Consider the following 13350-nt stretch of genomic DNA (forward strand, 5'->3'; position numbering starts at 1 on the left):
TATATTAATTTTTAGTGTGAGCGGGTTTAGTAGTATCGTAAATTTCAGGTACCATTCTTATTTGCCTGTAAAGCAGAAATATAACCGCAATGCTTAAAGTTAAATAAACGGCCGTAAACAGGTAAAAAGAATAACCAATGCCCGGCATAGGGGTCACTGCATCTTTAGTGCGCATAATGCCTTGTATTATCCAGGGCTGTCGGCCAACTTCGGTTACTGTCCACCCGGCTTCAACGGCAATAAAGCCAATAGGCGTGGCTGCTATAAATAAACGTAAAAACCAGTGCTGATTAAACCAATCGCGTTTTTTAATGAGCGCTATGAAATAAATAACGCCTATTGCCATCATCAGCATACCCAATGCTACCATTAGCTGAAACGAGTAGTGGGTGATAGCAATTGGCGGCTGGTCTTTCTCGGGGATCTGGTCCAGGCCTGTTACAGGTGTTTTAAAATCATCATGCACCATAAAGCTTAGCAGGCCGGGCAGTTCAATCGCATAATCAACCTTTTTGTTTTTAACATCGGGGATACCCCCAATTATTAAGGGTGAATATTCTTCCGTTTTAAAATGCGCTTCCATAGCCGCCAGTTTGGCCGGTTGCCTTTTGGCTACCATCTTGGCAGATATATCTCCGCTTAGCGGTTGCAGTATACTGGCTACAACACCAAATACAGCCGCTATCCTAAAAGCTTTTTGGTGAAAGGTTACATTCTTTTTCCTCAATATCATGAGGGCATGCACCCCCGCCACAGCAAAACCGGTAGCAGCAAACGCGGCTATTGACATATGCAGCGCCTGTGAGAACCATGCCGGGTTAAACATGGCCTTTATGGGGTCTATATTGGTGTACTTGCCATTTACAAAATCAAACCCGGTGGGACTGTTCATCCAGCTGTTGGCGGCTACCACTAATATCCCCGATGCTATCCCGCTGATGCCTACCACCACACCCGTAAACCAATGGAACCATTTGTTGAACCTGTTCCATCCGTACAGGTAAAATCCAAGTGCTATGGCCTCAATAAAAAAAGCGGTACCTTCCAGCGAAAAGGGCATCCCAAAAATTGGGCCTGCATGTTTCATAAAGGTTGGCCAAAGTAAGCCAAGCTCAAAAGATAGTACAGTGCCTGATACCGCACCGGTGGCAAAAAAGATAGCCACGCCCTTGCTCCAGGCTTTGGTTACATTTTGGTAAACCGGGTTATTGGTTTTAAGCCATAAATAATGTGATACGGCCATAAAGAATGGCATCACCATGCCTATGCAGGAAAATATGATGTGAAAGCCCAGGGAGAGCGCCATTTGTGAACGCGCGGCTAAAAAATTATCCATGGTGCAAGTTACCCACTATGTAGCACTAACTGAACTTTTTAGCCTTTAAAAAAGTATTTTTTGAAATTTAGAATGAATACAAATTTCAAAAAAATTAGGCAATTAATATTCTACAAATAGCTGATGAGGGTAGCACCATAACCAACGTTCGCCAGGCTGGGCCGAAGCTATTACCGGGTGTTGTGTTTTATGGTTATGTTTAGTCATGTGTTGATTTGAGGACTGGTCACAACAAAGTGTTTCGCCACAGGTTTGGCAGGTACGCAGGTGTACCCAATCGCTGCCAATTTTAATACATTCTTCGCAAACCTGCTCATCGCTTAATTTAACCTTTGTAATTGCGTTTATGTGTTCGCAAGAAGAATCATCTGTTATCATAGTAGTGCTGTGTTATATCAAAATTAATAAAGAATTTATCAAATTGCCCATCTAAAATATGATTGCTTAAAACATTAATCTGCAAAATTGAGCGTATATTATTAACCACAAAGGGCACTAAGTAATAAGACACAAAGTATACAGAGACTTATTTTCTTACCTATGCTTTATTACTCTTTGTGCTCCTCTGTGATTTTCTCTCTGTGGCCTCTGTGGTTATATATCCATTTCTATATTCCTCAAACGTACGAAGCTGCATATACGCCATATTCCTAAAAGATTTGGAAGCATTTAACCGAAAAAATTTAAGTTTTTTAATATTTAGACTATTTTTTTGATGCATAATTACAAGACAAGGAATCTTAGTGTTAATAAAACACTTGTTTATAAACCCCGGCATTTTAAAACAATTAGCTTAAAAATTAGCATTGCGGATGTTAATAACTGTGTGATTAATGTTAATAAAGTGTTAAAAAGAAAAATAAAAAAGTACTTGACATGTATGTGTTTAAATTCCGATATTGTAATTAACAAGAACGACGTACTTTGACAGCCTTACAGGATTACAGAAACTGAATCGGGGGAACCTTCGGGGAAACTAAAGATCAGGGAAGTGCCTGAATTAATGAAGAGAATAAAAGACGAAAGTAGTTTACATCGGAATTAATTAAAGAGGTATTATAATACTGCAATACTCTACGGAGAACAGCAGGAAAAATAATGATCTCGAAGCAATCAGCGTTAGCAAACAATGAGCAATCAGCATTCACTATGAATATGATTAATTGGTGTTGCACAGATAACGACAGAGTCGACTTCCCCAAGGGAGATTGACGAAATCAATTACCGCAGATATAATGAGCTACCGGAAGCCGCAAGGAAAATGGATGGTTTCAGAATTGAAAGGTTTTGATGGAGTTACCTTCGCAAGGAGACAGACAAAGTCAGCATTATGTAAGCATTTGATTATATCAGCATTCAAAGTAATAAAGATGAATCAGCGTTAGCAATTAACAAAGAGGAGAGCGGGTCGGTTAATTTACACAAAACTTGTTAGCTTCTGAGTGACTACGGTTATTCATGAGGTCAGGAAACGGAAGAAGAATCGAAAGAGGAAGCTTCCGTTTTCTATTTTATGGGCTTTTTTATTTGCAGATAATAAAACATCTAATAATATGCAGCCGGGTGGCTGTTATTTAAAAGGCCTCCGGCCTGCAAATCGCTGCTTAACACCATCACCCCGGCAAGCCCACGCAACCTTTCTAACACCTACAACTTTTATAACATTTTCAACTACTCCCAACCAAAAACCCTACTTTAGTGTTCTATGATAAAGGATACTACAGATAAATTGGACAGGAAGAAAAAAATATTTGTGTTGGATACCTCGGTTATCCTATACGATCATAACGCTTTTGAGAACTTCCAGGAACATGATGTAGCCATCCCTATACAGGTACTGGAAGAGCTGGACAATATGAAGAGCGGTAATGATACCCGCAATTTTGAGGCCCGCAGCTTTATCAGGTTAATGGATGAGATGTCGCACAACCGCCTTATTAATCAGTGGCTTCCGCTTAATGGCAAAAGCAAAGGCTGTTTTAAGGTGATAATGGATGTAAAGAACAGCAGTGCCGACGCCGAGGTTGTTTTTGGTTCAGAAAAGATTGATCACCGCATATTAAACGCAGCCCTGGGTGTACAGTTTGAGCACCCCGATAGAAAAGTAATTCTGGTTTCAAAAGATATATGCCTGCGGTTAAAGGCAAAATCACTTAACCTTAATGCCGAGGATTACGAGACCGGTAAGGTAAAAAACCTCGACGAGCTCTACAGCGGCAAAACCGTATTAAATAAAGTAACCGAAAAACTGCTGGGCAAGCTCAATAAAAATGATTTTTTGCCGGGGAGCGATTTTGAAATAGAACCCAACGCCGGCAACCAGTTTTATGTGTTAAACAGCAAGAACGGTACAGCATCTGCCTTTTACAACTCGCAAAGCGGGCAGGTTGAGAAGGTGACCGAGCAGCCTGCCCTTAACATTTACCCACGTAATTTGGAACAGGCCTTTGCCATACACGCGCTGCTGCATCCGGATATTAAACTGGTAACCATACAGGGTAATGCAGGTACCGGTAAAACACTTTTAGCGCTGGCAAGCGCGCTGGAACAACGCAAGCATTACCGCCAGATATTTGTTACCCGCCCAATTATACCTTTAAGTAATAAGGATATAGGCTTTTTACCCGGCGATGTAAAATCAAAGATAGACCCATACATGGCGCCTATTTGGGATAACCTTAAGTTTATTAAAGACCAGTTTGCCGAGGATGAAAAGATGCAGGCCAAGATAGATGAACTGGTTGCCAATGATAAAATATCCATCACACCGCTGGCTTTTATCCGCGGGCGTACACTGAGCAAGATCTTCTTTATTGTTGACGAAGCGCAAAACCTTACACCACACGAGGTGAAAACCATCATATCACGCGCGGGCGAAAACAGCAAATTTATATTTGCAGGAGACATTTACCAGATAGATACCCCGTATTTGGATGCGGAAAGTAATGGCTTATCTTACCTGATAGATAAAGCAAAAGGCCACCCGTTGTATGCCCACATTACCTTGCAAAAAGGGGAGCGAAGCGAACTGGCAAATTTGGCTAATGATTTATTGTAAGAGGCTTTATATTAATATATGATTTTAACAATCGCTTGGCTCCAGCCGAGTGATGACTATTATAAGGCCTCCGGCCGAACGACGACAATGTTGCCAGAAGCACCTACCTCAGAGCGTTCTCTGTGACCTTGGCAATATCAATACTTATCTTATTAATAAAGCCCAGTTGTTCTTTCATTAGTATATCATCTGCTGTAAGCGGGATCTTTTCAGTTTCTGGTTTTGCAGTATCAGCTTTGGCTGTTTCGGGTTTAGGAACAGGTGGTTCAATGGTTTCGCCCTTAATTTTTTTATTGATCTCCTTTAATACAGCAATGCTGCGTTTAACCAGCTTTAAAGTATCGGCATGCGGTTTCTGCGGGCCTGTACGGATAAGGGCCGAGGCAATGTTTGCTGTATATGACGACAGGATATGGTTCAGCACTACAAATTTGTGGATATCCTTAATATTACGCTGTTTGCTTTTAGGTTCAGACGTCATACGCTCAAAGGTGGCCGATAAATTGGCCGAGTTTACATACACATCTTTACGGGCAAGCTTGTATTCGGTAATACTTACTTCCTTGCCCGCAATGCTTTCTGATATTTTTTTAAGGTAATTGATGTTCGCCGTAATAACCGACGATAATGTTTCCTTTATCTGCTCAAATTCCCATGTAGGGAATATAACATAGCTGGCAATTAGCGCTATGGTTGATCCTATTATGGTATCAATGATCCGCTCCTGAAAAACGTTGATCTGCCCGAGGCCTAAAAACTTAAACAGTATCAGCACATATGGTGTCATAAAAATAACGCTTACCACATAGTTTAATCTTAAAAAGCTGTAAGTGCCTACCATTAATATAACCAGTAATATAAACTGCACGGTTTTATCGGGTATAAAAGTTAATATTAATATACCTATTACACCACCGCCAATTGTACCTATTAACCTTTGATAATTACGTTGTTTTGATAGACTGAACCCCGGCTTTAATATCACAATAATAGTAAGCAGCACCCAATAACTATGGCCGCCTAATGAAAAATATTTAGAGGTAATATACCCCACCAAACAAACCAATGATACCCTTAACGCGTGTTTAAAAGTGGCTGAGTTTAGAGAGAGGTTATCAAAAAATATATGCGGTGCATAATCCTGATGGGTGACAAATTTAGAATACTCAACATCAGTATCTGGCGTGCCAATTAAGCCTTCAGATGCTTTTGAGTGATAATATTTATAAATGTTGGATATGCTTTTGGTTAAATCGCGCAGGTTTATCAGGATCTTTCTTAAAACCAGGTTGCTTGTTTCCTTATCGTCTAAGCCAATCTCATCTATCTTCAGTTTTAATTGCTCCAGCCTAAACTCCAGGTTACTTGTTTTTTCGGGTCTTGAATTAGCAAGGATAGAATAACCAACGTTGTCCAGTTCATCGGCTACATGGTGCAAAAAATCTGCTATCTCCTGTAATATGCCTGTATTTTTAAATCTTTCACGAATATGGGCATAATCATAATGGGTGGCCATTATCTGCTCAAACATATCAACCAGGTCAATAAAAGTAAGCACCAGTATCCGGCTTGCGGCAGTTGATTCCTTTACCATCAGCCGGCTTTTAAAAAGCAGCTCCCGAACAGCATCCTGATGATTGCTTACCTGTATCTGTTGCAATACCAGTTTGCGGTAGTTCTCGTCAATATCAACCTCTACCCGGTAAAAATCAGCTTTAATTCGTAAAAAGCGGGCTATATCGGCAACGTTTTCGCCCAGTGTTTGCTGTGCCGCGCGATAAGGCCTGATACCAAAAAATACCATGCTGAAAGCCATATACCACAAACCGCCCGCTAAAATGGTAGCACAAAACAAGAGAAGTTCCGGTGGAGGCACGTCCTTATCCAGCATAAATATCATTATGAGCAGGGAACTTGTACCTACAGATGCAGCCCGGTTGCCGTACACATTAAACATGGAGAATATGAAAGAGAACAACGTTATCTCCAGGCCAAGCGTGTAAACATTAAGCCGGGCAAAGCCGGTTATCATCGCGACAGCAAAAAGGCATAAATTACCAATGGCCATGGCATTACGTTTTTGTGCTACAGGGCCGGGGCTGTCAATAGTACATATACACAAAGCGCCAAGGGAGAGGGTAAGGCCCAGGTTAAAATTACCCAGCTGCATCATCACTAATGATGGCAGCAAAATACCTGCAGATATGCGCAAACCGTCAGAAAAATACTGGCTGTAAAAAAAGCTTTTTATTTCTCTTTTATGGTTGTTCATGTAGGGGTAATGCTGCAAAGGTTTTTTATACAGCAAAAATAAACAAATAAAGCATGCTAGGGTTGTAATAACAAATATTGCATTGAAGCGCTTTAAATGTTATTAATTTTTTAGTTATTAACCTTAAATAGATTTAAGATAGTTAAATTCACGCCGTAAACCCCGGCAATCGGGAATATTTAAAATTTGCTAACCTGTACTGTTATGCCATCAACTCAAAGGCTCACTCAAAGAGAAACAACATTTAATTACGAAGTTGTAAAACGTTTTGAATTATACAACAGCTTGTTTCAAACGCTGCCTTTTTACCAGGTTAAGGATACCGGTATATTATTGCCGTTTTTTAGCTCGCATTGCGACAAGGGGGCGGCAAAAAATTCATCGCCGGCAAGTATAATTGAATCTTTCTTTAAAAAGTATGTACCCGATATTGACCACAGGGAGCAAATAAACCGTTTATTCAGGTTTATACAATATATTGAAAGACAGGTAGTTTTGTTTGATGCCATTGAAGATTCATCTTTTGGTAAAGTAGGCCGGTCTGATGATTCCGGAACACTGCAAAGCTTAATTCAGCAGGCATCAGTAAGTGAGCAGGCGCGTACCCAAATCAGCGAACAATTAAAAGATTTTTCGCTGCGGCTGGTATTAACCGCGCACCCAACACAGTTTTATCCGGGTGCGGTGCTGGGTATCATGACCGATCTGATAGAAGCCCTTAAAACCAATGATATTACCAATATTGACGTTTTATTGCAGCAATTGGGTAAAACGCCTTTCTTTAATAAAACATCGCCAACGCCTGTAGATGAAGCGGTTAGCTTGGTTTGGTTTTTAGAGAACATATTTTATCATGCACTGGGCGGCATACAATCAAAACTGGAAGAAGAGTTTGAATTAGATGGCAGTCACCAGGTTTTAGAATTAGGTTTCTGGCCGGGCGGCGACAGGGATGGTAACCCCAATGTGAATACCGAAACTACACGTGAGGTAGCCTTTTTATTAAGGCAGATGATTTTCCGTTGCTACTATCGTGATTTTAGGGTAATAAAGCGCCGTATCACTTTCAGGGGTTTTGCCGATAACATGGCCACTATTGAAAAACTGCTTTATGAAAATGCCTTTACTGTACAGGATAAACCGGTTGATCTGCAGCCCGAAATGCTTGGCCTGCTAAAATCAATGAGGGAAACGCTTGTTACCAGCCATGATAGCTTGTTTGTAAATATTGTAGATAACCTGATCCAAAAGGTACAGTTATTTGGGTCGTACTTTGCCACACTGGATATAAGGCAGGACAGCCGCGTGCTGCGCGATGTATTTAAATATTGCACTAAAAAGATCTACACCGGTGTACCTAAAGATTATCATGACCAAAGCGAAGAGGCCAAAATAAAAAGCCTTCCGTTTAACCAGGCTGATTTTAAATGTCCTGAGACCGAAGATGCAATGACCCGCGATACGCTGGATACCATAAGGCTGATGAAACAAATCCAGCAAAGTAATGGCGAAAAGGGTTGCCAGCGGTTTATTATTAGTAACTGCCAGCAGGCAACTGATATATTGCAGCTTATTGACCTGTTTTTATGGAGCGGATGGGAAAAGGATAAATTGAGTGTTGACTTTATGCCACTGTTTGAAACAGTAAACGACTTAAAGCACGCAAGTGAGGTAATGGAAAAATTATACATCCATCCATTTTACAAAACACATTTAAAAAGGCGCGGAAATAAGCAAACTATAATGCTGGGCTTTAGCGATAGTACTAAAGACGGTGGTTATTTGATGGCAAATTGGTCTATATACCAGGCTAAGGTTGAGCTTACCGCCATGGCGCGCAAATACGGAATCGCGCTTGCTTTTTTTGATGGCAGGGGTGGCCCGCCGGCACGTGGTGGTGGTAAAACGCACCGCTTTTATGCCTCAATGGGTAAAGAAATAGCTAACGAAAATATTCAATTAACTATACAGGGCCAAACGGTTAGTTCACAATATGGGTCTGTAGAAACGGCAAGGTTTAATACCGAGCAACTGATAAACGCGGGCATAACTTCGGCATTGCACCCTAATCATCAGGATCTGCTGGATAATGATCATAAAGCCCTGATATCTGAAATGGCCGATGAAAGCCACAAGCTTTTCTTAAGCCTGCGCGAAGATCCTTTATTTGTAGAGTACCTGGAAAGGTTTAGTCCGCTTAAATTATTGTCGCACATTAATATCAGCAGCAGGCCAACCAAACGTAATGCAGGCGCTAAAATGAAACTGGAAGATTTGCGTGCAATTAGTTTTGTAACCTCATGGAGCCAGTTAAAACAAAGCATCCCCGGGTTTTACGGTGTTGGTACGGCATTAAAGAAAATGAAAGATAAAGGGAGCTGGAAAGAAATTAAAGACCTTTATCGCTCATCAGGATTTTTCAAGACTATGGTAGATAACTGTATGATGTCGATGTCAAAATCAGATTTCAGGGTTACTGCATATTTAGAAAAGGATGCCAAATTTGGCGAGTTTTGGAAAGGCCTGCGCGATGAATTTGAATTGACGAAGCATCTGTTGCTGGACCTGACCGACTCTAAAGTTTTAATGGAAGAATTTCCGGTAGAAAGCCGTTCAATTGCCATACGCGAAAAAATTGTTTTGCCTTTAGTAATTATTCAGCATTACGCGCTTGCCCTGTTAAATAAAACTAACGACGAAGAGTTAATTGGAATTTATAATAAGCTGGTGATACGCACCGTGTACGGAATTATTAATGCAGGCAGGAATTTAGCTTAAGAGTTCGACAAGCTCACCATGACACTTTGTGAAATGAGGCCCTCCTGAGCTTGTGGAAGAACACGCGTGGGATAGCCCGCTATGTGTGGTTCGACAGGCTCACCATGACAGGACAGGCTCACCATGACACTTTGCGAAAAATGGGGTCCTCCTGAGCCTGTCGAAGGACGCGCGTGGGGTAGTCCGCTATGTGTGGTTCGACAGGCTCACCATGACAGGACAAGGCTCACCATGACACTTTGCGAAAATGGGGTACTCCTAAACCTGTTGAAGGACGTGCGTAGGTTAAGCCCGCCAATGGCTTAAACTCATAATATCATTACATTGTAAAATATTATAAACCGTATGGTGCAAACTTTGTTGTACCAATATTATAAGCTTACTATTTTACGATGAAAAAATCATTCTGCATTGCTATTACATTAGTGGTATTATTTGCGGCGCAAGCCTGTAATGATACCCGGAAAGCCAAGAATTTTAATGATAAAACCCTGGTTGATGATACCGGTATATCGTTAATAAAAAACGGTGTTGAGTCTGGCAACGCGGAGGTAAAATTATCCCGGCTTGCCGAAAAACAATCGCAAAATGCTAAGGTGGTTGATTTTGCTAAAATGATGATCACCGACCATACTGCTATGGGTGACGAACTGAAAAAGCTTGCCGCAGGTAAAAAAGTGAATACAAGTGATACTTTAACACTTGAGCATATGCACTTAATAACAAGTCTTTCAAAAAAATACGGTGCTGAGTTTGATAAAGAATATATGCAGGCAATGGTTGCCGACCATAAAAGGGCCATTGAAGTATTTAAAGCTGCTGCCAATAATACCGATGTAACTGTAAATAACTTTGCCGGGAAAAATATTCCTAAACTGGAAGGCCATTTAGAAGAAGCCAATAAAATATTTACCTCTTTAAAATAATTTTAACTGCTGCTGAACCGGTGGTTTTGCTTTGCCAAACACGGTACGGCCGCCGTATTTCCATGATTCATTTCTTTCCTTTTCAATAACCTGATCAAAGTTGGCGTTGGGGGTAAAATCCTTTTCGGCAGCCTGGGCTATATTGGTCAGGCGTTTAATAGCCTCAATTTTTTCTGATTGGCCCAGCCTGGCTTTATGTATTGCTGTTTGCAGGGTGCCAATGGTTTCGTCATAAACCTTTATAGGCACAGGGAAAGGGTGCCCATCCTTACCGCCATGCGCGAACGAGAACCTTGCCGGGTCTTTAAAACGGGATGGCGTACCATGTATCACTTCGCTTACTAAGGCTAAAGATTGCAGCGTTCGTGGGCCTAACCCTTGCAATAATATCAATTCCTCAAAATCTTTTGGCTGCTTTTCATGCGCCAGCCATAATACCGCCCCTAATCGTTTCAGGTCCACGTCTTTGGCCTTTACTTCATGATGGTTTGGCATTACCAGTTTGCTTATCTCTTTGAGCATCCTGTCCGGCTGCTCGGCTGCTATCTGCATAACACCTGTGCGGCTGCTAAGGGCCTGCTTATCGGCCATGTTTAATATGTAGCCATTGTTTTTTCCATAAATGCTGGTGTGCGGGTCATCTAAAAAAGAAGTTAGCTGTTCCGAGTGCCAGTGGTAGCGGCGGGCCGTGCTGCTTTGGTCGCTCATGCCTTGTTGTACTACGGCCCATTTACCGGTATCGCTTAAAATAAAATTGTGTGTGTATAGTTGAAATCCATCCTGAATGGCGGTATTATCAATTTTAGCGCTAAGCTTGCTGCACCTAACCAGGTAATTACCATCAAGCCCGGTACTGTTGCCAACGTTTAATAATTCTTCGGGTGTACGTTTAGATGCCTTGCCTTTGCCGCCGCAAATATAAATGCCCAGTTCGCGGCTATGCGGATTCACCGTTCGCTTTAAAGCACCCATTACAGAAGTGGTAATGCCCGATGAATGCCAGTCCATACCCATTACCGCGCCCAGGCTCTGAAACCAGAATGGATCGCTCAAGCGGCGCAGTACCTCATCTTTGCCATAATCCATTACAATGTTCTCGATCACGGCTAAGCCCAGCTTGCCCATTCTTTCGGCGAGCCATAAAGGCACATAACCATAATGTAAAGGCAAATCAGCACTTCCTGAACGTTTCATGCTAACAAATTTAGCAATTTATTTATATTGTTAATGCTTGCTTGTTTAACTATTACAATTAATTTTAGGAATGATTTACTGGCTGCAGGCAATACTGATTGTTATAATTATTTTTTGATGCTGATGTACTTCAGGAGAACGCAACGTAAAAAAAAGCTGCAGGCAGATTTGAAAGCCAATTGGGGTAAACCTTTAAATGTAAGGAGAAACTTCAATCTGATCAATCGTTATAAAACTAATTTTCCCGGGGAAGATAGCCTCTCCACAAACACCGCCAATGATCTCGACCTTGATAGTGTGTTTAGCTATATAGACCGTACCAGTTCAAAAGTAGGGCAGCAATACCTTTATAAGAACCTGCACAGTATTCATACCAACCCTGAATATTTTGAAAAACTAGAGGCGCAAATAGAAAGCTTAAACCAGGATGAAGCCTCAAGAGAACAAATTCAGCTTAAATTATTTGATTTAAATAACGACGATGCATATCATTTGCCCGAGTTATTTGCTAAAAAACATCAGTCACTATTTAAGCCGCTGGTAGAAATGTATATAAAAGTGGCTGCCTTAATTGTTTTTGCACTGGTAGCGCTTTTAGTGATCATACCTAACCAGGTATATTTAATTATGCTTTTTGCAGCTCTGTTGGCCAATACAGTCATTTATTTTATCAATAAGAATAAGATATATAATTACATTCATTCATTACCACAGTTGCTTGCATTATATAATGTTGGCAACTGGATTGTTAATACGGGCTATGTTGATATTGATGATAAGGTTACGCACAGCCTGGCCAAATTATCAAAACTTAAAAAATCATTAAGCTTTATAAACTACCAGAGCAAGGTTGCTAATGACCCCACAGATCTAACCTATTTAATTAGTGAATGGATAAAAATGTTCTTGTTATTTGAGCCGAGGGTTTTCATATCTTCTATAAATAAGGTTAACCAGTATCTTGATGACATAAAGATAGTTTACGATTATGTAGCTCAAATAGATGTTGCCATATCTGTACAATCAGTAAGGGATGGTTTACCTTACTATTGCATCCCCGAAATTGAAGCCGGCAGCGGTAAAATAATAGTTAAAGACCTGTATCATACACTTATTGAAAACTGTGTTGCAAATTCAATTGACAGCAATATTGGGCAGGGTGTTTTAATAACAGGATCTAACATGTCTGGCAAAACAACCTTTATACGGGCTATGGCGGTAAATGCGCTGCTATCTCAAACTATTCATACAAGCTTAACAACAAAATACCAGGCACCACCGCTTAATATACTCACCAGTATTAATATGAGCGATAATATTGAGGAGCAAAAGAGCTATTTTCAGGCGGAGGCATTGTCGGTTTTGCATATACTCGATAACTCAACGGCTGATAAACCAGTAAAAAGCCTGGTGATCATTGATGAAATTTTCAGGGGAACAAACACCATTGAGCGTATAGCGTCTGCCAAGGCTGTGTTGTCGCATTTAGTGCAAAACGAAAATTTTGTATTTGTTTCGACCCATGATCTTGAACTGGCCAAACTTTTAGGGGATGATTTTGCAGTATACTCTTTTGAGGAATTAATGGGCGATAACCGGTTGGTATTTGATTATCAAATAAAACCCGGGTTATTAAAAAACAAGAACGGAATTGCTGTTTTACAGGGCCTGGGTTATCCGCCTGGTGTTATTGAGGATGCTTATACGGTAAGCCGGCAGTTAAGGGAAAAGTATGATATTTAATTAATGTAAAGTCTGGGTCTATTCGTGCAGGCTCTATACTATT

At 40.8% G+C, this 13350-nt stretch carries 8 protein-coding genes; 4 read left to right on the plus strand and 4 right to left on the minus strand.

Annotation, left to right across the window (positions count from 1 at the left end):
* Positions 1-4: 4 nt before the first annotated feature.
* Together WC743_RS01155 and WC743_RS01160 are read right to left on the minus strand one after the other, a co-directional pair.
* Positions 5-1336, minus strand: coding sequence for a cytochrome ubiquinol oxidase subunit I (locus WC743_RS01155; protein WP_373009885.1), 1332 nt, complete (start codon positions 1334-1336; stop codon positions 5-7).
* A gap of 102 nt (positions 1337-1438) precedes the next feature.
* Complete coding sequence (locus WC743_RS01160; protein ID WP_373009886.1) at positions 1439-1714, minus strand: UBP-type zinc finger domain-containing protein; 276 nt, start codon at positions 1712-1714, stop codon at positions 1439-1441.
* A 1327-nt stretch (positions 1715-3041) separates the two neighbouring features.
* On the opposite strand from WC743_RS01160, the gene WC743_RS01165 reads away from it, so the two are divergent.
* On the plus strand, positions 3042-4394 hold the full coding sequence (locus WC743_RS01165) for a PhoH family protein (RefSeq protein ID WP_373009887.1): 1353 nt from the start codon (positions 3042-3044) through the stop codon (positions 4392-4394).
* 103 nt (positions 4395-4497) lie between these two features.
* Here the strand turns inward: WC743_RS01165 and WC743_RS01170 are convergent, their stop codons facing one another.
* Positions 4498-6666 carry an FUSC family membrane protein gene (locus tag WC743_RS01170; protein WP_373009888.1) on the minus strand — a complete coding sequence of 723 codons (2169 nt, stop codon included), beginning with the start codon at positions 6664-6666 and terminating at the stop codon, positions 4498-4500.
* 204 nt (positions 6667-6870) lie between these two features.
* On the opposite strand from WC743_RS01170, the gene WC743_RS01175 reads away from it, so the two are divergent.
* Together WC743_RS01175 and WC743_RS01180 are read left to right on the plus strand one after the other, a co-directional pair.
* A complete protein-coding gene (locus tag WC743_RS01175) occupies positions 6871-9444 on the plus strand; it encodes a phosphoenolpyruvate carboxylase (protein WP_373009889.1) in 2574 nt (857 codons plus the stop codon).
* Between the two features lie 392 nt (positions 9445-9836).
* Entirely contained in the window at positions 9837-10370 is a 534-nt protein-coding gene (locus tag WC743_RS01180) for a DUF4142 domain-containing protein (RefSeq protein ID WP_373009890.1), read from the plus strand.
* Here WC743_RS01180 and WC743_RS01185 read toward each other — a convergent pair.
* Positions 10362-11564, minus strand: a complete 1203-nt coding sequence (locus WC743_RS01185) for a DUF763 domain-containing protein (RefSeq protein WP_373009891.1) — start codon at positions 11562-11564, stop codon at positions 10362-10364. The genes WC743_RS01180 and WC743_RS01185 overlap by 9 nt on opposite strands.
* Positions 11565-11597: 33 nt before the next feature.
* Between WC743_RS01185 and WC743_RS01190 the strand changes: the two genes are divergently transcribed.
* Positions 11598-13307 carry a hypothetical protein gene (locus WC743_RS01190; RefSeq protein ID WP_373009892.1) on the plus strand — a complete coding sequence of 570 codons (1710 nt, stop codon included), beginning with the start codon at positions 11598-11600 and terminating at the stop codon, positions 13305-13307.
* The last annotated feature ends 43 nt before the right edge of the window (positions 13308-13350 follow it).

The organism is Mucilaginibacter sp., from assembly GCF_041660805.1.
Classification (GTDB): domain Bacteria; phylum Bacteroidota; class Bacteroidia; order Sphingobacteriales; family Sphingobacteriaceae; genus Mucilaginibacter.

Bases quoted from the DNA above. Each gene is read 5' to 3' on its own strand.
- WC743_RS01155 (WP_373009885.1), bottom strand. From the start codon at position 1,336: ATGGATAATTTTTTAGCCGCGCGTTCACAAATGGCGCTCTCCCTGGGC.
- WC743_RS01160 (WP_373009886.1), bottom strand. From the start codon at position 1,714: ATGATAACAGATGATTCTTCTTGCGAACACATAAACGCAATTACAAAG.
- WC743_RS01165 (WP_373009887.1), top strand. From the start codon at position 3,042: ATGATAAAGGATACTACAGATAAATTGGACAGGAAGAAAAAAATATTT.
- WC743_RS01170 (WP_373009888.1), bottom strand. From the start codon at position 6,666: ATGAACAACCATAAAAGAGAAATAAAAAGCTTTTTTTACAGCCAGTAT.
- WC743_RS01175 (WP_373009889.1), top strand. From the start codon at position 6,871: ATGCCATCAACTCAAAGGCTCACTCAAAGAGAAACAACATTTAATTAC.
- WC743_RS01180 (WP_373009890.1), top strand. From the start codon at position 9,837: ATGAAAAAATCATTCTGCATTGCTATTACATTAGTGGTATTATTTGCG.
- WC743_RS01185 (WP_373009891.1), bottom strand. From the start codon at position 11,564: ATGAAACGTTCAGGAAGTGCTGATTTGCCTTTACATTATGGTTATGTG.
- WC743_RS01190 (WP_373009892.1), top strand. From the start codon at position 11,598: ATGCTTGCTTGTTTAACTATTACAATTAATTTTAGGAATGATTTACTG.